Source organism: Paenibacillus sp. ACRRX, assembly GCF_022346885.1.
In the GTDB taxonomy this organism is placed as follows: Bacteria; Bacillota; Bacilli; order Paenibacillales; family Paenibacillaceae; genus Paenibacillus_B.
The window spans coordinates 127,750-149,051 of sequence record NZ_JAKRNK010000003.1 but is presented as its reverse complement, the minus strand read 5'-3'; the positions used below and the strand labels follow the sequence as shown (position 1 = coordinate 149,051).

At 45.5% G+C, this 21,302-nt stretch carries 16 protein-coding genes; all 16 read left to right on the top strand.

Going from position 1 to position 21,302, the window contains the following annotated elements; all coding sequences use genetic code 11:
* The first annotated feature begins 165 nt into the window (after window positions 1–165).
* Window positions 166–3,018, top strand: coding sequence for a S8 family serine peptidase (locus tag MH117_RS11385; protein ID WP_239328827.1), 2,853 nt, complete (start codon window positions 166–168; stop codon window positions 3,016–3,018).
* Between the two features lie 99 nt (window positions 3,019–3,117).
* The gene (locus MH117_RS11380; RefSeq protein ID WP_481857267.1) at window positions 3,118–3,315 is read left to right on the top strand and encodes a DUF1146 domain-containing protein; all 198 of its coding nucleotides are present in this window, start codon (window positions 3,118–3,120) and stop codon (window positions 3,313–3,315) included.
* 422 nt (window positions 3,316–3,737) lie between these two features.
* A complete protein-coding gene (gene murA / locus MH117_RS11375; RefSeq protein ID WP_239328824.1) occupies window positions 3,738–5,072 on the top strand; it encodes a UDP-N-acetylglucosamine 1-carboxyvinyltransferase in 1,335 nt (444 codons plus the stop codon).
* A gap of 458 nt (window positions 5,073–5,530) precedes the next feature.
* The gene (spoIID, locus tag MH117_RS11370; RefSeq protein ID WP_239328823.1) at window positions 5,531–6,721 is read left to right on the top strand and encodes a stage II sporulation protein D; all 1,191 of its coding nucleotides are present in this window, start codon (window positions 5,531–5,533) and stop codon (window positions 6,719–6,721) included.
* Between the two features lie 84 nt (window positions 6,722–6,805).
* Window positions 6,806–7,573, top strand: coding sequence for a M23 family metallopeptidase (locus tag MH117_RS11365; protein WP_239328822.1), 768 nt, complete (start codon window positions 6,806–6,808; stop codon window positions 7,571–7,573).
* Window positions 7,574–7,903: 330 nt separating this feature from the next.
* A complete protein-coding gene (spoIIID, locus tag MH117_RS11360) occupies window positions 7,904–8,191 on the top strand; it encodes a sporulation transcriptional regulator SpoIIID (protein ID WP_028543932.1) in 288 nt (95 codons plus the stop codon).
* 186 nt (window positions 8,192–8,377) lie between these two features.
* Window positions 8,378–9,379: a rod shape-determining protein gene (gene mreB, locus MH117_RS11355; RefSeq protein ID WP_239329203.1), complete on the top strand. Its 1,002-nt coding sequence runs from the start codon at window positions 8,378–8,380 to the stop codon at window positions 9,377–9,379.
* A gap of 51 nt (window positions 9,380–9,430) precedes the next feature.
* Window positions 9,431–10,288 carry a flagellar hook-basal body protein gene (locus MH117_RS11350; RefSeq protein ID WP_239328821.1) on the top strand — a complete coding sequence of 286 codons (858 nt, stop codon included), beginning with the start codon at window positions 9,431–9,433 and terminating at the stop codon, window positions 10,286–10,288.
* A gap of 49 nt (window positions 10,289–10,337) precedes the next feature.
* The gene (locus MH117_RS11345) at window positions 10,338–11,174 is read left to right on the top strand and encodes a flagellar hook-basal body protein (protein ID WP_239328820.1); all 837 of its coding nucleotides are present in this window, start codon (window positions 10,338–10,340) and stop codon (window positions 11,172–11,174) included.
* Complete coding sequence (locus MH117_RS11340) at window positions 11,144–11,503, top strand: DNA-directed RNA polymerase subunit beta (RefSeq protein WP_239328819.1); 360 nt, start codon at window positions 11,144–11,146, stop codon at window positions 11,501–11,503. The genes MH117_RS11345 and MH117_RS11340 overlap by 31 nt, the downstream gene beginning before the upstream one ends.
* Window positions 11,504–12,058: 555 nt before the next feature.
* Window positions 12,059–13,312: an S-layer homology domain-containing protein gene (locus MH117_RS26510; protein ID WP_275444617.1), complete on the top strand. Its 1,254-nt coding sequence runs from the start codon at window positions 12,059–12,061 to the stop codon at window positions 13,310–13,312.
* 524 nt (window positions 13,313–13,836) lie between these two features.
* Window positions 13,837–16,674, top strand: a complete 2,838-nt coding sequence (locus MH117_RS11330; protein ID WP_239328818.1) for a DUF5704 domain-containing protein — start codon at window positions 13,837–13,839, stop codon at window positions 16,672–16,674.
* Window positions 16,675–16,912: 238 nt separating this feature from the next.
* Window positions 16,913–17,428, top strand: a complete 516-nt coding sequence (locus MH117_RS11325; protein ID WP_239329202.1) for a CDP-alcohol phosphatidyltransferase family protein — start codon at window positions 16,913–16,915, stop codon at window positions 17,426–17,428.
* Between the two features lie 178 nt (window positions 17,429–17,606).
* Window positions 17,607–18,041, top strand: a complete 435-nt coding sequence (gene fabZ, locus MH117_RS11320; protein WP_239328817.1) for a 3-hydroxyacyl-ACP dehydratase FabZ — start codon at window positions 17,607–17,609, stop codon at window positions 18,039–18,041.
* Between the two features lie 140 nt (window positions 18,042–18,181).
* Complete coding sequence (locus MH117_RS11315; protein ID WP_239328815.1) at window positions 18,182–20,188, top strand: DUF5693 family protein; 2,007 nt, start codon at window positions 18,182–18,184, stop codon at window positions 20,186–20,188.
* Complete coding sequence (csaB, locus tag MH117_RS11310) at window positions 20,164–21,291, top strand: polysaccharide pyruvyl transferase CsaB (protein ID WP_239328814.1); 1,128 nt, start codon at window positions 20,164–20,166, stop codon at window positions 21,289–21,291. The genes MH117_RS11315 and csaB overlap by 25 nt, the downstream gene beginning before the upstream one ends.
* The last annotated feature ends 11 nt before the right edge of the window (window positions 21,292–21,302 follow it).

Genomic DNA, 21,302 nt, shown 5'->3' with positions numbered 1-21,302 from the left:
TTATAATGATACCGGCTTGGGTTCGCTGCTAGACAGCGTCCCAGCCGGTTTTCTATTGTATGTGTAACACAGATTGAGCTAAAGATAGCGAGATTGTGGATATAAATGTAAATGAAAGAATAAGCAGGATCACCTGACAACCATTTGATACTGGAAGTGAAAGCAATGAACAAACGATGGCGTCGTATCGTCGTTATGCTCTTTGTCGTCACATTAACTTGGACGACATTGATAAGCTGTGGCGCTGAAAGCTCGCAGTATACTGAAGTTTCCATGTCCTCAGCGCATCCTTTGCTTGGGGGAAGCGGAAATGTGACGAGTGAGACCGCGGCGACGGAACCGACATCTTGGATTGTAAAATGGAAGCAACCTGGCGTGCATGATGAAGCTATTGTGCAGGACAGCATCATCATCAGCACACAAGAACGATTTGGTATCATGGTCATGAAACCTTCTATACATGTCGAGGTAAAAGATTGGCTGAAACGATTTAAGCATAATAAAAGTGTTGAATATATAGAGCCGAACCATCGCGTAAAGTCTCTGTCTGGCGCGGTAGTGCCCAATGACACCAGCTTTCAACAGCAGCATTATTTAAAGCAAATTGGTGCCGATGTTGCTTGGTCCCAGGTCAATAAGAGTCCTGGCATTACGATTGCTTTAGTAGATACAGGCGTTGATATTGATCATCCCGATATTAAAGCGAATTTAATTCCAGGCGTCAATTTACTGGAGCCAGGTCTACCTAAGGATGATAATGGACACGGTACCAATGTAGCAGGTGTTATTGCTGCTATTGGCAATAATGGAAAAGGGACGACCGGCATTACATGGTCAGCGAAAATTTTGCCGATCAAGGCCCTTGATTCGCGTGGATATGGAGACGAAGATAAGCTAGGAGCGGGCATTCTATATGCGGTAGATCACGGGGCAAAAATTGTTGTGATGTCCGTCGGTCTTTATCGTTATTCGAAATACATGCAGGATATCGTCCAATATGCGGAGGACAAGGGTGTACTGCTTGTGGCCGCAACGGGTAATGACGGAACAAGATATCAAGAGAAGGTCGAAGTAAAGTACCCGGCCGCTTACTCTAGCGTGTTGGCAATTGGAGGCAATACACCTCAACTAACCGTTGAGCCACGTTCGAATATTGGTCCTGAGATAGATATTGTTGCTCCATGGCATGTGTATACGACTGCGCTTGGCGGCGGATACAAAAATGCGGAAGGAACTTCGATGGCGGCGCCACAAGTTGCCGGCGTAGCTGCCCTATTGTGGAGCAAATATCCTACATTGAAGCCTCATCAAATTCGGGAACATCTGCGCATGACTGCACAAGATATTCTTACCAAAGGTTGGGATAACAAAAGTGGCTATGGGATGGTACGCGCGGATAAAGCGTTGTTGACGGTTCCTAAGCCAGAAGGATACATCGTCCATCAGGCAAGGAATAAAGCGCGTGTATTCCCGATCGATACGATGAATACAGGTTATCTATCAGATGGACAGCATGGTAACTGGTATCGTGTGGAGGTACCTTATGACGGTACGCTCGACTTGGTGTATCAACGTGTTGCGGGAAATAGCCAAATTCAGGCGGTTCATTATGAAGGAGCCAGCCAAGAGGGTAAACGGTATAGTCCTACTGGAAAGGAGCCTATGTCTCTATCCGTTAAAAAAGGTGTGCATTACATTCGAATAAGTGCTGCACAGGCGACTAAATCCAATCCGATCACTTATAAACTATCTTCTCGTTTCCGTATTGCAGCAGATCCTTTTGAACCAAACGATAAGCAGTATGAAGCTTACGCCTTGCCTGCCCGCAAACAGCAGGTTACGGGTACCTTCAGCCATACAGGGGACAAAGACTGGTTTGAAGTACAAATCCCATCCAGAGGAACATTAACGATCAAAGTCACGACGGATACGGTGAGAATAGATCCGATGGTGGAAGTAGCAGGGCCAGACAATTATGAGCATATCATTGATGATAATACGGAAGGGCAGACGGAGATGTCGGTGCTATCCGATTTGAAGCCGGGCAAATATTATATTCGCATCCAAAATGCAGTAACAGCAAAAGCAGAACCTGTCGCAGGTCAATATACGATGCATCTCGACTTCTTGACGCAGTATACGGACCCGAATGAGCCTAATGATAAAATGTATGAGGCAGTCACCATAACACCAAATACGAATTATACAGGTGTATTTCATTCACATAGCGACAAGGACTGGTTTCAGCTTCAATTGGAAGAGCAGGCGTATATTAATTTCGAGCTTCAGCGTATTCCGAGCAACCGAACTGTAGAAATGAGCGTCTTTAATAAAGAGCAGAAGCTGCTTATATCAGGACGTAATCGCAAGGGCGAATCCAAGCTTGAAGCGGGCATGAAGTTGGAAAAGGGTCCTTATTACATTCGGTTAACCGCTAATGAGAAGTTCGATACCAACTATTATACGCTGCGTGCAACCAAGACGGCGTTGGTTGCAGGCATGCGAGACATTAAGGGGCACTGGGCACAGGAAGCGATTGTAGGTGCAGTCAAGAAGGGCTGGATTAAAGGGTACGCTGATGCCCAATTTGCCCCTAATCGATTTATCACAAGGGCAGAGGCTGCTACTGTTATGGCAAATGCATTTAAGTTAACTGGCAGTGCTGCAAAGCCACCTGCCTTTGCAGATGTGCCGCAGTCTCATTGGGCCTATTCGGCGGTAACCAGAGTAGCGGAAGCACATATCGCAGCTGGTTATGAAACAGGCAGGTTTGCACCGGCTAGGGACGTCACCCGTGCTGAGACAGGGGTTATGATTGGCAATGCACTTCATCTTGTCGTTCGAATGCCAGCTGAACCACCTTTTGTGGATGTGCTGCTCAGTCACTGGGCAGCGCCGATGCTGGCGGAATTGAAGAAACAGCAATTGATCAAAGGGTATGAAGATGGCTCTTTTGCGCCAAATAGACCCACAACAAGAGCAGAATTTGTAGCCATGCTGTACTCGGTTGCAGGATAGATTTGGAGCAATAGAAGAGTGGAGGAGAAGGAGGCGTGTGCGTTGAATGATTCATTTAACGACATATCGGCAGCGGTAGGGGTAAGTGGCATCGTACAAATGATTGTGACCTTGTGCTGCATCGCGGTAGCGTGGTGGTCACTGCAGCATGTGAAGCTGGACTTGGTGATACGATATCCAAAGAGTGCATCCGGCAAGATGCTGCATTTATTGTTGGCTATCATTTTAGGCCGTGCAGTATCCCTTTTCTTTATAGATTACTGGGGTTGGACACAATCATTGAAATATTTATTTTAAAGGTGACCGAATCTGGATGTTATGTACGTTGTTTGAACACTGGACGGAATGGGTTATAAAAGGAAGGCTTACACTGAATTCATGGCTCATCGTCACAATTGTCGAATAACATCGAAGGAAGATGTCAACAATGGATGATAGCCCCATGGAAAATGTGGAATGTTGTTGTCGAAATTAACGCTTGTCCATCTTTGTAAAGGGATGGTATTATTAAGGTCGGGTTAAGATGGCCCGTATGGTTTATGAAGAGTAGCTATTATTTTTTGCAAAAGTATGTATGACAAAAGTATGTATGTCCGTATCTCCAGGGAAAAGCAGTCGCTTTTACACAGGAGCACATCAACATGGTGCATCGATTAAAGAAGCTTTTCTTACAGAGCAATAATGTGATGGGGCGGAATAAAAGCGCGGAGGGAAACGTGATGAGCAAATTTATCGTCCGCGGAGGCAAGCGGTTGTCGGGTACGGTTCGAGTTAGCGGTGCCAAAAATGCAGTGCTTCCGATACTCGCAGCTTCGTTATTGGGGGAAGAAGGCGTCAGCGTTATTCATGATGCGCCTCCACTCGAGGATGTAAAGACGATACACCAAGTATTAGAAAAATTAGGTGCAAACCTTACATATGCCAACGAGACCGTACGTATTCAAGCGGAACAGCTTCAGTCTTTTGAAGCTAATTATGAGCTTGTACGTAAGATGAGAGCTTCTTTCTTAGTGATGGGACCTCTGCTCGCTCGTGCAGGTAAGGCGCGCATTTCCTTGCCAGGCGGATGTGCAATCGGCTCAAGACCAATCGATCAGCATTTGAAAGGCTTTGAAGCGATGGGTGCCGAAATTGGACTAGGTCAAGGTTATATTGAAGCGACAGTTAAAGGCCGATTAAAGGGCGCAAAAATTTATTTGGACGTTGCAAGTGTAGGGGCTACCGAGAATATTATGATGGCTGCCACACTCGCAGAAGGCACGACCCTGATTGAGAACGCAGCACGTGAGCCGGAGATCGTTGATTTGGCAAACTATCTGAACAAGATGGGTGCTATCGTTCGCGGTGCTGGAACAGGCGTTATTCGCATCGAAGGCGTAGAACGAATGCACGGTGCTGAGCATACGGTTATCCCTGACCGTGTCGAAGCGGGAACCTATATGGTTGCTGCTGCAATGACAGGTGGGGATGTATATGTGGAAGGTGCGATTGCAGACCACCTAGGTCCGGTTATTGCGAAGATGGAAGAGATGGGTGTCACAATTGTACCGGATGAGAATGGCATACGTGTTGTCGCGGATAAGCCGTTAAAGGCGGTTGACGTTAAGACACTCCCTTATCCAGGCTTCCCAACAGATATGCAATCTCAAATGATGGCGTTGCTGCTGGTTGCATCAGGCACGTCGGTGATTACGGAGACGGTGTTTGAGAACCGCTTTATGCACGTCGATGAGTTTAACCTGATGAATGCAAACATTAAGGTAGATGGCCGTTCGGCTATTATTCCAGGCAGCGCAAAGCTGATTGGTGCCAAAGTGTGTGCAACAGATTTGCGTGCTGGCGCTTCGCTCATTTGCGCAGGGCTAGTGGCAGAAGGCACGACTGAAGTTGGCGGAACCCATCATATTGATCGTGGTTATGTACATCTTGCTGAGAAATTGTCTGCGCTCGGTGCTGATATTTGGCGTGTCCACGCAGAGAAAGCCGAAGCAGCTGAGTCTGTCGAGGATATTCCAGAAGTGAAGATGTTTAACGTGCAGCCGACTTGGGCTTAATTGCTTAAAGTGGTGTACACGAACTGAAGATAGAAACAGATGGCCGTTTCCTTAGGGAGACGGTCTTTTTGTGTTTGTTTCATTCAGCTAGCAGATCAAAACAAGGAGATACTGATGCCATTTCAAATCGTACGATACAAACAGCTCCCTTTACTTTTCTATTACTATATTTATTATCATTTTGTTACAGGGGCGATCCTCTTTTATTACAAATCGAGGACATTTCTTTATATAACGAGCGTGCGAGTAGATTTGTTGCTAGCAGGGTGATGAATGCTGTTACTGATCCGCTTGTTTAATTCTCAATATGTATAAGGAATATATGAGAAGTATGTAAAGATAATACGTTCTCTTATTCTAGCGTTCTACCTTCTCCCAACGTTTCATAACATGAAAGTATAGCGGGTGTGGCCGTTCCGATTGGGCATAATAGCTGATAGAAACAGGAGGGAGAGCAGATGGAAGATGAGCAAATAATTGAAGGTGGGAGAAGAAAAGAGCAAGAACACTCCCAGCGTGGATATACAAATAGAGGACGTCATAGGCGGCAAATGAAGGAGACGCGCTTTTCTCGAGGTTGGTTTCACTTGGCCATGTGGAGTGGATTGCTCATGACCTTTGCTATACTTGCACCTTTACTGCTGGTATCAAAGGGACACCAGCAGCAAGCGGTGCCAAGTCCGCAGGGCGGGAAGGCGGCGGTATCACTCGCGGCAGAGCCTGCCGATGCGCCGCCGTATGTACGCGTGTACGTCTCGGCCACACGCAAAGTGGAGCGTATCGCGCTGGAGCGATACGTGCGCGGCGTCGTCGCCGCAGAAATGCCGGAGCGCTTTGAGCTGGAAGCGCTCAAGGCACAGGCAATTGCCGCCCGCACGTATATCGTGCGCCGTTTGGCACGGGGCGATGTCGGCGGCGCGGCGGGCGGGGCAGACGTCACCGACACTGTTGCCCACCAAGCCTATGTGCCGCTTGCGAAGCTCACGGAACGCCAGCATGACGCGATTGCCAAGCTGAACCGCGCCGTTAACGACACGGCGGGGCTCGTCCTGACCTATAAGGACAAGCCTATCGAGGCTACCTTTTTTTCAACAAGCAACGGGTATACTGAAAATGTGGAAGATTACTGGAATCAGAAGCTTCCCTATTTGCGGAGCGTATCCAGTCCATGGGACAAGAAGCTATCGCCGCGGTTTATGACAACAGTTCGAATGGAAGCTGATGACTTCTTGCAGAAGTTGGGTGTTTCCGTAAATGCAGTGCCTGCCCTTAAGGCGGCGATTTCAAATCGTGACAAGGGAGTTGAATCTCCCGACTCTCTCTCTTCAGCCATTGAACTGCTCTCCGTTACCAAAGGGAAACGAATAGGGGAAGTGCAGGTAGGGACACACACCTTTTCAGGTAGAGAATTTAGAGAAAAGCTAGGGTTAAGTTCATCTGCTATCAGCTGGAAAATGGAAAACGGCAAGATCGTACTTACGACTTATGGTTATGGCCACGGCGTAGGTATGAGTCAGTATGGCGCCCAAGGCATGGCATTGGAGGGGGCGAGTGCAGAACGTATACTAACCTACTATTATCAGGGAGTTAAGTTGACTCCAGTCTCGCGGGTATTAGAGAAGATAGATACGGCTTATGCCAAACGATAGCCAATAGAGATAATCTCAAAAATTAGTAATTGCTTGCGTATAAAAGTGAGAGTCGCGGTAACAATGGTTACTGAGGTGATCACAATGAGTGAACAAAACCAAAACTCTAAGGTTAACAAATCTACGACATCATCTTCGAATACGCCGAACACGCCGGAAGCTTCAAAACTAGCAGGAGCTCAAGCGGTTCCAACTTCGGGATGGAGAAAGCTGTTGTCTAAGAAGTGGGCATTCCCTGCTTTGTATGTAGCCGCAGCAGCCATTATTTTAACGTTAGTCTGGGTCTATCAAGGCTCCAACTTGCAACCTCTGCAGACTAGCGGCACCAAGACACAAGTAGAAACGACGCAAGGCACAGACGCTGCAGCAGGAACACAAGAAGATGTGAAAGCTGTTGTATCTAACAATGAAACGCTTGGTTGGCCAGTAGAGGATGTACAAGGTGTCGACGTCGTTATGGGATTTTTTGATGCCGCAGCTTCCAAAGAAGATCAACAACGTGCGGTAGTAGAATACAAGCAGACTTTTACGCCGAACTCCGGCATTGATCTGGCACGTAAAGACCAGAAGCCGTTTGAAGTGCTTGCTGCGATGAGTGGAACGGTTACACGAGCCGAACAACATCCTATGATGGGAAATGTTGTGGAGATCGATCATGGTAATGGCATGAAGACCGTATATCAAAGCGTAGCGGAATTAAAGGTTAAAAAAGGCGATGCAGTGAAAAAAGGCGCAGCAATTGCTTCCGCTGGGCGTAGTGAAATGGAGAAGGACCTGGGCGTTCATGTTCATTTTGAAGTGTTTGATGGAACGACCCCAGTTAATCCATCCAGCTTGCTGGCGAAAAATTAATTTATATCTCAAAAAGGCGGGAGCATAAGCTTCCGTCTTTTTTTGTTGTTGGGGCATAAGTGAAGTTAGCAGAAGTCCATGAAAGCAACTCAGCATCCAGATCTCAACCCCCTGACTCAGCGTTTCAGCGAAGTTAAACAGAGGTCTCATTCTTAAGAAATAGCTCAAAGTGCTGTTCTATAAGCATTTTTCCTTCCTTTTCTGCGATTCACAAAGTGTTTGTTGTGAAAATAATCGGTGTGGTCAAGCTTGTCAGGCTTGGTTATAAAGCATAAGTGGGCAGACCCCTCATATAATGTACCAAACTAATCCGAGTAGGGAGGCGGGAACGTGCACGATTACATCAAGGAACGGACTATCAAAATCGGCCGCTGTATTGTCGAAACCAAGCATACGGTTCGCACCATAGCCAAAGAGTTCGGCGTGTCGAAAAGCACGGTGCATAAAGATTTGACCGAGCGGCTTCCGGAGATCAATCCGGACCTCGCGGATCAGGTTAAGCACATTCTCGAATACCACAAATCCGTGCGTCATTTGCGTGGAGGAGAGGCCACCAAGATCAAGTACAAAAAGACGAGCACAAAGAAACGCGAGGTGCTCACTGCAGGCAAATCATAGCCTTCCTCACATGCGCAAACGTTAGCCCTAAATAATCGTTCCGAGATTGTCGTATACGTTCTTAATCTTTCATTGAACCGAGAGCTGGAAATGTGCTATGTTAAGGAATGAGTGTACATTTTGCAGGAATTGGTCGGAATTCATCGTATTTTAGTAGAAATAATTATTGTGGAGGCTCTCGAACCTATGTTTAGCAAGGATATCGGAATCGACTTGGGAACGGCGAACGTTCTGATTCATGTGAAAGGAAAGGGGGTTGTCTTAAACGAGCCGTCAGTAGTCGCAATCGAGAGCGATTCGAAACGTGTACTGGCGGTTGGTGAAGATGCGCGTAAGATGGTAGGGCGTACCCCAGGCAACATCGTGCCAATCCGTCCGTTGAAGGACGGCGTTATCGCAGACTTCGAGATTACCGAAGCCATGCTGAGATATTTTATTAACCATGTCGGCGGCCGCAAATGGTATTCGCACCCGCGCATCTTAATTTGCGCGCCGACTAACATCACTTCAGTCGAACAAAAGGCGATTCGAGAAGCAGCAGAAAAGAGCGGCGCTAAGGAAGTCTTCCTTGAGGAAGAGCCTAAAGCAGCCGCTATTGGCGCGGGTATGGATATATTCCAACCAAGCGGCAATATGGTCGTGGATATCGGCGGCGGAACGACCGATGTCGCAGTGCTTTCTATGGGTGATATCGTAACAGCTTCATCTATCAAAGTAGCTGGCGATACATTCGATGCCTCCATCATGAGATATATTAAACATAAGTATAAGTTGTTAATTGGGGAGCGGACTTCCGAAGATATCAAGATTAATATTGGTACCGTTCGTCCAGGCGGAGGACAGCGCGAGATGGACATTCGCGGCCGCGATATGGTATCTGGCCTGCCGTACACAGTAACCATTACATCCAACGAGGTGCGTGAAGCGCTATGGGACCCGATATCTTCTATAGTAGCTGCTGCCAAGTCGGTGCTGGAACGTACACCGCCAGAGCTGTCCGCGGATATTATTGATCGTGGTGTTATTTTGACAGGCGGCGGCGCCATGATGGACGGCTTGGATGAGCTGATGGCAGAAGAATTGAAGGTTCCTGTTCTAATTGCAGAAGATCCAATGCATTGCGTCGTGAAGGGTACAGGAATCATGCTTGATAATTTAGATAAAGTTGTAAAGAAATCGTTCGGATAAGCCGATATATAGGAATAGAATCTGATATCGGGAATCCGGGAGGAACGGCATATGTTAAGAGGGTTATATACAGCCGCTTCAGGCATGTTGACGCAGCAGCGTCGTCATGACACGGTTACAAATAACGTCACCAACATGAATACACCAGGCTTTAAGGCTGTGAATAGCGTGCAGCGCTCATTTCCAGAGATGATGATTGCTCTTATGGGCAATGATGCTGCTGCCGGACAACAGATTGGCAAGATTAATACAGGCGTATTTGGCGAAGAGAGCCGTCTAGTATTTACCCAAGGGGACTTGATGCAGACGAATCAGATGGGCGATTTTGCGCTTGTATCGAATATTCAGGTGCCGGGTGTGGCATTTGATGCATCAGGCAAATCTATCGATGCTCAAGGTAATGTTACTTATAAGCCAGAGGCTTTCTTTACAGTACGTGCAGGTGAAGAAGTACGGTATACACGCGACGGACATTTTCAACTGAACGAGAACAACGAGCTGATTACGGCTGACGGCTCACTAGTAATGAACCGCAATAATACACCAATTGTGTTAAACAACATTAACTTGTTTGATGTTAAGGCTGATGGTACTGGTCAGTTGTTTAACGCTCGAACAGGGGCAGCACTGGGACAAGCATTATCGATCACACGTATCGATAATCCAAACGATCTTGTTCGTGCTGGTGAAGGACAGTTCCGTCTGCAGGATGGAGCACAAGCAGGTGCGCCTGCAGCAAATGGGGATGCCAGAGTGGAGCAAGGCTACTTGGAACGTTCGAACGTAGACCCTGCACAGTCGATGGTTGACTTGAACATTGCTTTTCGTGCTTATGAAGCTAATCAGAAAATAATCCAATTCTACGATAAGACGTTGGACAAGACGGTAAATGAGGTAGGACGGGTCTAGTACCTGTTATGCTTATTTACGCCAATTATAAGGAGGCTAGCCGTAACACATGAACAATTCTATTATTGCTGCATCGGTATCGATGAGCGGGCTGCAACGTAAATTGGACGTCATTGCTGACAACGTCGCCAACGTGGATACACGAGGATTTAAGCGTAAGACAGCGAGCTTTGCTGATGTCCTGACGAATGCTCAACAGCAAAATCGCGACTTCAAGCTTCCAGGCAGAGCTACTCCGCTTGGATTTACAAATGGTTATGGTTCCATGATGACAGGCATCGGACTCGACTTTAGCCAAGGTTCTTTGCTTACGACTAACGTCCCAACTGATCTTGCGATCGAGGGTAATGGTTTGTTTGAAGTGAGAACACCTGAGGGGACCGCATTTGTGCGTGAAGGCGATTTCCACATGGTGCCTACAGATACAGGCGAAGCCCTGCTGACGACACGGACAGGAGCCGTTGTTACTTCGACGGATGACTCGGATATCCGTATTCGTGTACAGGAAGGCTACCAGATGAAGATTGATGCTGCTGGTCGAGTATATGAAGTAAAGCCAAGCACCAATGAGCAGATTCTTGTTGGGACTTTGAAGCTTGTACAAGCCATTAAGCCTGAACTGTTGCAGAAGATTGACAATAATATGTATGTAATCCCACCAACAGTGGACCGTAATACTGTCTTACAAACATTGGACTTGACGAATATTCCGCCAGATGGTAAGGTGCCATTGACGGTTCGTCAAGGTGTGCTGGAAAGTTCGAACGTCTCGCTTGGTGATGAGATGTCCGAATTGATTCAAGCTCAGCGCGCCTATCAGATGTCCGCTCGTGCATTGTCTTCGGGAGACGCAATGTGGGGACTCGCGAACAGCATGAGGGGTTAAGCGAAGCAGGTGATCGTGGTATGAGTTATGATGAACAGGAAGCATTTCCGAATCAACGGTTGAGTCGATCTGATCGCACTCGTTCTACGAGTACGGGTCAGCAAGAAGATGACAATCATTTATCTTCTAATAATTCTGATTGGGAGAAGGCTGGTAAGAAGTCTTCTGCCATGAAGTGGGTATTTCGGTTGCTGATCACACCGATGCTCTGTATTCTTACCGCATATGCAGGTATGGTCATCGGATTGGTCGTACTTGGCCACGGTACAGTTGGCGAAGCGTTGAACTTTAGTACGTGGACACATCTGTTCCGTTTAGTATTTGGATAATTATAATACGATTGTCGGGAAGCACCCGCGATACAGAATCTGTTCTGTTTCGGGTGCTTTTTTTGCGTTCATCACAGGAGTTATCTGTTGGGTATGATATATTTAGGGGGATATGATCAACTTTCTCCAAATAAAAGGCACTCTGCTATAGCAAGATGTGTTGTTGTTTGCTTCTGATGTTTATCCGCTGCTTTTATTTCCACTTTTGTTATTAGGTAGACTACCTTGCTTTCTTTTATACACTCCGTAGAAGATATATTGCAGATCTAGTTCTTGTTCTATCAATAATATAGTCCAATAGCTGTATTCATTGCTTTTTTGTGATGTCTATTATTCTTGTGTGTTGTTGTGTGACGATAACGCATCATGTAGGAGCTTAGCGTGAAATACATGTTCTATTACCTATGATTAGTAGAATATTGGGTAGCTGGCTGTTGACGTTTGAGTGGAAATCGATCTTTGGTCATATTGTTTGGAATTCCATGTGACAATACGTCACGTTATGGGGTTGCGCTTATATGAAGTTTACTTTTATACGAAAAGAGGCCTGATGAAATGAGGAAGTATAGGTGGTTGTTAGTGTGTCTTGTGACAGTCTGCGGTGGCATTAGTGGTGCGGCAGCCTTTGCAGCGTCTGATGTGACCGAAGTGTCTAAGATGCCTGGAAAAGGTCACTTTAAGGATGTGCCAGATCATCATTGGGCAAGTGGGGCAATTACAATTGCCGCTGCTAAAGGATACGTGAGTGGATATCCGGATGGAGGTTTTAGACCGAATGAAAAGATCACAAGGGCGGAATTTATTAAAATGGCAGCAGTTGCGCTCCAGTTGGAGGTGAAAGCGCCTACGGGGGAGGAATGGTATGTACCCTATGTGGAAGCGGCAGGTGGCGCCAAGCTGACAGGGGAAACAAAATGGTCAGCAAGAGAATGGAACCAGCCAATGACTCGTTTCGAGATGGCGAGCACAGCTGCAAGGGCGATTGGTGAACGTACTTCAGACGATGGAAAGTGGATGTATTTAGCGGCAAAGAGAGGGCTTATTACCGGTAAGGACCAGAAAGGGACGCTTGGCGTAAAGGACACGACTAATCGAGCGCAGGCTGTCACTATTATCGAGCGTATGCTAACCGTTAAGAACGGAGGCAAGTTGTCTGCCGATAAGTATGCTGTATCCAGTGCTGAATTAGCATGGCACGGTACGAACATTTTTACGATTATGCCAGAGATATTCACGACACCCGCCAGTCAATATGCAGGTAAGACGATTGAAGAGTTATGGAGAAAGGATAAGATGGTCATCGACTCTGTTGATGGGAAATATCGTGGCCAATTGGATGCGTTAGTGGCGATAGATCTCGAAGATCCATATGATCCTAACCTGGCCCTACTGCCAGATGTACGCAAGTTGAAGTGGTTTAACAATGACACATCACGTAACGATCTGATGGTGCATAAGTGGAGGAAGAGCTACATTTTGTACTACAAAGGACATGAGGTATATAACAAGGATACGAAAATGTACGCTAAAGAGAATTATGTGCCTTTTTTGCTACGAGGATTTAGCTCTCCGGATATGGAAGGTTATTTTAAAGGGGTTTTAAATATGCCATCTGGGGTATACAGGGAGCGACTTGGAGATATTCCTGCTTTCATTATCCCTAAGAAAGTAGGTTTACAAAATGGCCATCTTTCTATTGCTATTCATACGCCAGCATATTCTCGATCTGGTTACAAGTCAAACGAACTCCTTACGGTAGAAGGACCTTTAAGTAAGCCTATTTTAAAGGAGGTTAGTTGGACAAAGTGAGGAATATTGATATTAAATTAACAACTGTATTGTTAAGTAGCATTATTTTCATATGCCTTCTTACAATTTCTGAAACCTCTTTTTCAGCTTCCGAGTACTCGCTTCCTGCTAAAAATATAGTATATGATGTGGATCCACAAAATATTATAGCTGGCCATCAAGATGTATTTTCTAAATTCAAAACATTAAAAACTAAAATGTTAAATGAAGTGGTTGGTACGGGTAAGAAAATAACTAGGATTGAGTTTTATAAAGATAATATAAATATAAAGACTCTGAATGTAAACGCACAGAAGTTTAATGGAGTTATCTCATTTAATGGAGAACAAGTACCCGTTGTATCGTCCAGAAATGATGGCAATGGTACATGGTTTGCATGGCAACGGTATGCTTTAGGGGGATACAACAATCACTGGTACCCAGGAGTTGGAGAATACAAATCCCTTAATGGAGATCCAGAAAGCCAGGTATCAAGCAAAAGATGTAAGCCTGTACCAGAGTGGGAGGATGTAAGAGGCAACAGGATGGATAAATACCCTGGCTGTTACATTCAACTTAGTAAAACGTATGCCCGCCAGAAACCATTTGTAAATAAGAATTACAAAATGAATTTTCCAACAACTGTAATAGAAGATAACATATCAATGCTTTCGAGTCTAAATACATGGAAAAAAGACGAAAACCCACTAATTGATTGGAGACAAAAGGTTATCTCCCCAACCATCTCTGGATATACTGACAAGTCCACTCAAATCATTGGCTTCGAAGTCAAGGACCTCAACGGAGCAACCGTTACATTTACACAAAAGTATGACCATGTAGGCTACAAGTATGATCTGCCTGCCACTGGGGCAGCGATGATGTTTTTCTTTGCAGCTTATACATATGATATTCACTCTTACACTTACCGCTATCCTGATCTTATGAAGGTTTTTTATACAGATGAGGACAATACTGGATGCCCGCCTGGTCATAATTGTAATCCTGCAGATACTAAATGCTCAGCACCTATACCTTCTGGTAAAGAGATACGGGCTGAACAGATGAACCCCGCTGCAACGGGTTCGATTCAAGCGGATCAGGTCTTTGATGTGTCGCGTGGGATTCCTACTTCAGAAACGCTGCGTACTAACGTGCTTGCATCACACTATTTGTTTAAGCACAAATTTGTTGAAATGACAGGAACATGTCAGGCACAGGTAGAAGTACGAAAGACGTATGTATTGCATTGGGACCCAGGGAAACCAGGCCCTTCAAGTCCTGACGGTCAGCCAGGTCCAAGCTTGCCTAGTCCTCAGCGCATGGATTACCGTGCCCTTGAGTTGATTGAAGTCCAGCGCAGATATAGCTATTGGGTCATAGATAATCTAGAAGTATATGATATGGATCGCGCTGAGGTTGGTAACTATGCTTTGCCGGGTGAGAAGGTCACTTTAATTCCACGTTCCTATGTTCCAGTTAATATTGAAGCGAAGGTTTATGAGACTTTTGAGGAGCATGCATATTTGCCTGATTTTAATAAAGTGATTGAACTTCCTAGTCAGCATATCAATTATGGTGGCAAGACGCCTCCTCTGGCTCCAAATGAAGTAAATACATTGTTTGTTCGGGAGGCTGAGCAACGCATACCTCAGATGAAGGTTCATAATGATCAGCTTTTGTTAAATGGACATTCGTTAATGAATGGAGCGTTATATGAGGAGAGAACACCTACGCCGCAGGTTATTCCGCAAGCCGCGACGATTGGCCCGAATGTGCTATATCAAAATGAGCTGCGCATCGAAAGCCATAAGCCTAATGTACAGCACGCACCTAGTGAGGGAACCATCTTCTATACACTAAACACAGGTATAAGTGCAGGATCTGATAAGGAATTTGCTATTGCACATATTAATCCGGTTACTGTGCATACCCCTACTGTCATGTATGCCTCAATTTCTGACGATAAGTCACACAATCAGAAAACAACCCCAAATGCTGCGCGGGCAGCGCTCGTTTTGAACCGTTCATTTGTTATAGCACTTCCTACTGCAGGCAAGCATGTCAATTATCCTGGCTATGGACATCGCGATTATGCAAAATATATCCGTGACAAGCAAGTTTATTTCCCATTTGATGTATATACAAGTGATGGAACCTACGTACCTAAACACACTTGGCTCAGTATACCTGTTTCTGATACAACCGCGACGTTTCACTTGCCTGTATGGGTAGATGAGGGGAATTACGCAGTCTCCTACCGTGCAGTTGCTGAAAATGCACCTCAACAATCGACAAATCAACCCTATGCCAACACAGAACTGAGCAACCATGTGGCTGTGGATACGATCGAAGTTGAAGTGATCGGGCGGGTGTATGACTTTCGGATAAGCGAAGTTATGGATTTGAACTGGGAACAAGTTTTTCGTGTCGGGAAAGGGAGCAAGGAACATTCTGGTTCCTATTACTGGACGGGGCTAAATGATCTGAATGGTGCTGTGAGGGGAAATAACCTGCCCTATCGGCTGCCAATAGCTCCTGGGAGTCATCCTGCAGCTGGCTTTCAGCGTGTGGCGATTAAAACAGGGTACGCCTTCAAATTTGACCTGAAAACGATGGGCAATATGTTTGGTTCCCGGGACAGTGTGCGCATTAAGCCGACCTTCTATTTCACGGATCGTCATGGGCGAAAGCGTCAGCCAGTTGATGTGTATTATCATACGGACAAGAAATTATTTGTTCGAACTGGATCTTCGGAGGATACATTACAGCGTACAGTCGCTCTAAATACTAGGCTTCGCAACGTGTCTGAACCACTAATACGCAGAACAGCAGAAGCTTATTTTGAATTATTCGCTTCAACATTGTCAATATCCAAGCAGGCATATGTGCAGAAATGGCTGAAGAGCGCCCTTCAGGAGACTCCTGTTGGGGGATACAGCCACATTCAGCTCCCTTATCAATTGCGGACATTTATAGGTCCCGGTGCACATGAAGTTCCTTATATAGTAGATGCCGCGCGTGCCGCGGGTGCTGTTCAGCAATGGTACGGAGAATATAATGTACCTGCCAAATTGTATATCGTGCCAAAGGGGTTTGCGCTTAAACAGCAATTTCGTTTCGATGAGCAATCATCCTTCTTTTTAAGGGATGGCTATCTCATCGTTCAATTTAACATTGAGACGATTAGAGACGGTAACACGGGGCAGCCTCATTTACAATATATACACGCCCCGCTTACCAATCAGTGGAGACGTGAAGGGTTTTCAAGTAAACATCAGGCGCCAGATGGAACTGTGTTCGAACTTCGTGACGGAGATGTTGTATTCTATCATGCTGATCAATCTAAACATGCTGATTATCATTCTAGCGGCACGCATTAATACATTCTAATATGTATGAATTAGTCCAAGCAGTGATAATCCAAAGCCGTTCCCTTGCAAAGGATAATCAGCTAGAACCATCTAGCTCCTTTAAGCATTCTACTAACCTTCAACTTCCCTGCTGCTCAGATGTATCCATCACACGTTCTACTAACCGGCAGCAGTTTTAATTTTGAATAGGGGCATGTATAATAGGTTGGAGGAAAGATGAAAAATGGGGGTTACTGGGGGTTTTGGGGTGAATGTCCCGAATGTATTAACGGCGTTTCGTCTCGTGCTTATCCCTGTATACTTAGCTCTTTTTTTTACAGGTCAACGCTATGCAGCTTTTGCGGTATGGCTATTGGCAGGACTTACGGATATTCTTGACGGTTATATCGCGCGCAAGCGCAACCAAGTTACCTACGTAGGTATGTTGCTGGACCCATTGGCAGACAAGCTAATGATGATAGTAGTTATATTATCGCTGCTCTGGTCAGGCGATTTGCCGCTGGTTGCTGCAATTGCGATGTTTATACGTGATGCTGGCATGATTGTGGGCTCACTTGTATTTCATTTTAGAGGCAAGAAGACCGTACCCGCCAATATGATGGGTAAGCTGACAACCGTGCTATATTATGCGGCAATCGTAAGTGTATACTTCCAATGGGAGTATGCAGTGCCTTGTTTGTGGGCAGTCATTATTTTTTCCTTTATCACTTCACTGCAGTATGTATTTCAATTCGTACGTATTAATCGTCAGGTTGAAATGTAATGTGACAGAGGGGGATCTGTCTAGATCCAATACATACATAAATAGGAAAAAAGAGCTCCCCGTCACCGCTTCGTGGCTCAGGAAAGCTCCTTATCTTAACCTTCTCGCCTGCAGTCGTTGAAGGATGTAGTTATTGTTAACGAAATTTGGAGGTTTTTATTCAGAAGGGAGAATGAACATGCAATTAAATATCGAACAAATTAAAGAAATAATTCCGCACCGTTATCCATTTCTGTTGGTAGATCGTATTGATGAGGTAGTTGAAGGTCAACGTGCAGTGGGAATTAAAAATGTCACCGTTAATGAACCGTTCTTCCAAGGACATTTTCCGACGTATCCTGTAATGCCTGGTGTGCTTATTATTGAAGCATTGGCTCAAGTTGGGGCTGCTTGTATGTTAATGAAAGAAGAAAACAAAGGAAAGATTGGTTTCTTGGCGGGAATTGATAACGCTCGTTTTCGTGGTCAGGTTGTGCCTGGGGACACCCTAACACTTGAAGTGAACATTACACGCATGAAAGGCTCTATAGGAAAAGGACAAGCAGTCGCTAAAGTTGGCGATAACGTGGTCGCTGAAGCTGAGATTATGTTTGCATTATCTAAGCCTGAATAACGTGATGGATATATAGCTTTTTGGACACTATACATGGTAATCACCTTCCAGGATAGGAAGGTTCACGATCATAATGAGTCGGGCTTATAGCGATATTACCGCTATAGGCCTTCATTGTGACGGTTTGAGGAGGGACATTCGTGCTTCAATCTTTTGAACAGATGAATCGACGTTTCAAAAAATGGTTATGGCTTCTAGTTATCGTCGGTTTGGTGGCATCTTTGCCAGTCGTCGTGCAACGTGTACAGACAGAACAGACTTCAAAAAATGTGGAATTTGTATTTGATTATCGTGATCTTGTAGACATTTCGGTGTATAAGCCTAATCCGGCTGCTTATATTAATGAACAATTGGATCGGTTAAAAGAAGCGGGCGTTCAATCGATGGCTATGTTTGAAAGCTCGCTGCAAGAGATGAAGTCAGCTCGTCGTATTGTATTATACAATTCAAATGATGCTGCGCTGCTTCACAATAAAGTGGCTAATCCAAATGAAAATTATACGTACTTGTTATTCCAGAGCCAGGAAGACGAGCGGGAATTGTCCCCGCTTATTGAAAAGACCTTTATCCAACTGGGTATAAATGTTCGTCTTTGGAAGTTTGATGGTAAGAATGGTCTTGTTATCGAGACACCAATCGAGAGTGCATTGATGAAGTCCATGCCGCAAGACCCAATAGCTATGAAGCAGTTGAGAGACAAAGGCTTTAATATTGTGCCTCGTTTATCTGATTCATCCTTATACAATCAAAAGCAGACTGAAGAGCTGCTTAAGATGTACGATGCAATTGGTGTTACACGCATTTTATTTGACGGAGAATCAGTAAAAGGATTCAATGATGACGTTGAGATGAATAGTCTTACCGCGTTTGCGGACTTGTTAAATAAACATGGTATCGGAATCGCAGCGATTGAAGGATTGAAGGCTCCGCAGAAGGGCTTTAATAAGCTGGCTTATCTAACTAAGTATAATGTGGCTCGTATTCATTCTATAGCAGAAGCGGAATCGTTTAATGATCCGAAAGTGTTGGGTGACCGTCTGGCACTTGCCTCCAAGGATCGTAACATACGCATGTTCTATTTAAATGCGACTGTGAAGAGGGACGTGACGAAGTCTGAGATTGTAGATTCCGTCGAGAATCTTATTCATTCGATGCAAGAGCCAGGTCAAGGATTGGCCAAAATCAAGCATGATGGTTTTGAGTTTGGGCAGGCAAAGCCATTCCAGATTGAGGATGCTGGCTGGCAGCGTTATGCGAAGGCAGTAGCAGTAGTTGGGGGTGTAGCGTTAATTGCATTACTCATATCCTACTTTGTTCCTTATGTGATGTTATTGGTCTTTATTGTTGGTCTAGTAGGTGCAGCTGGTTTGTTTGCAATGCACTCCTCATTGCTTGAGCAAGTGCTGGCGCTTGGGGTAGCTGTAAGTGCACCATCTATTGCTATGGTACTCGCCATTAGAAGAATTGAAATGAGTGCTATCGATTCAAGCTTAGGATCACGCTTGAGCCGCTCGGTTATGCTGTTTGTTCGTACCGTGTTGTTGTCTTTGATTGCGGTACCGTATGTCATTGCATTTTTGAATAATATTACGTATAGTTTGGTATTAACGCAGTTCCGTGGAGTAAGCTTGCTCCATCTTGCACCGCTTGCGCTGACTGCGTTGTATGTATTCCTATACCGTGGTGAATCGGTATTTAAGGAAGCAAAACGTTGGTTGATGATGCCATTTACATTGCTGTGGGTGGTAGGTTTTGGTGTTGCAGCAATAGGAGGGTACTATTATCTGTCTCGGACAGGTAATGCTGGCAATGTCAGCTCGTTGGAGCAAATGTTCCGATATTTGCTGGAGAATACATTTGGCGTACGGCCGCGTAACAAAGAGTTCTTGTTTGCGCATCCGCTACTGCTTGTAGGTGCCTTTATTGCTTTCCGTTATCGTATCGGTCAGTTCTTGCTTATCGCAGCTGCAATGGGACAATTGTCAATGGTGGACACATTTGCGCATATTCATACGCCGGTGATCATATCGGCAATCCGTACGGGCCTTGGATTGGGCCTGGGACTTATTATTGGTGTGATCGGCATCTTAGTCTGGTACGTCATTGAAAGGTGTTGGGATGCATGGCGTCCGAAGTTAAAACAATAGTATTATCCGGTTATTACGGGTTTAATAATAGTGGTGACGAAGCCGTTCTGAAGTCGATTCTGACGGCACTTGAACGAGCAGGGGAGGCACAGGGGGTTCGTATAGAGCCTGTTGTGCTGTCCGGTGACCCGGCAACAACGACCAAGTTGTATGGGGTTCGTGCCGTACATCGGATGCGGATCGGTGAGGTATGGAACGCAATCCGCCAGTCTGACGGACTTATTAGCGGAGGAGGTAGCTTGCTGCAGGATGCGACAAGTTCTAAGACGATTCCCTATTATATCGGCGTTATTAAGCTGGCACAGTTGCTTCGCAAGCCTACCTTCATGTATGCTCAAGGTATCGGTCCGGTTCAACGCAAGTCATTTTATCCGCTGATTCGCCATACGTTCAAACGTGCGGCATACGTATCCGTAAGAGATACGGAATCGGCAGAACTTTTAGTTAAGATGGGGCTATCCCGTGAGAAGATTGATGTCGTACCTGATCCGGTCATGGGATTAAGATTGCCTGAGCAAGCGGAACAGGGCTCATCAGTAGATGAATCAGGTTTGCCTTACGTAGGAGTGTCTGTACGTTATTGGAATGCGGATCATACCGATCTCATGCGAGTTGCTGAGATGCTTAAGGTCGTGATGAAGCGCCATGCTGTACATCTTCGTTTTGTTCCATTCCATGGCCAAGCGGATGAAGATGCTTCTCGATTTGTAATGGAACAGTTGGGCGACATAAGCCAATTCGGAAGTGCGGCAAGCATAAGTCCCGCATACGCGTATCCAGTGGACATGTTGGCTGAGGTAAGCCGTTGCCAGCTACTTATTGGCATGAGATTGCATTCACTTATCTATGCGGCATCTCAGAAAGTTCCGGTGCTTGGCATATCCTACGATCCGAAGATAGATCAGTTCTTACATCGTTTGGACGAACAAGCAATTGGTTCAACACTGAAGCTTGATCCCGTAGATGCTGCAGATGAAGTGTTATCTGTACTGCACAATCTGGATGCATGGCGTCACAACCATCATCGAGCGATCGAGCGATTAATACAGGAAGCCGAAAGACCGGCGCAACAAGTCGTAAGAATGTTGCGTCAATACAAATAAGGTGATTATCG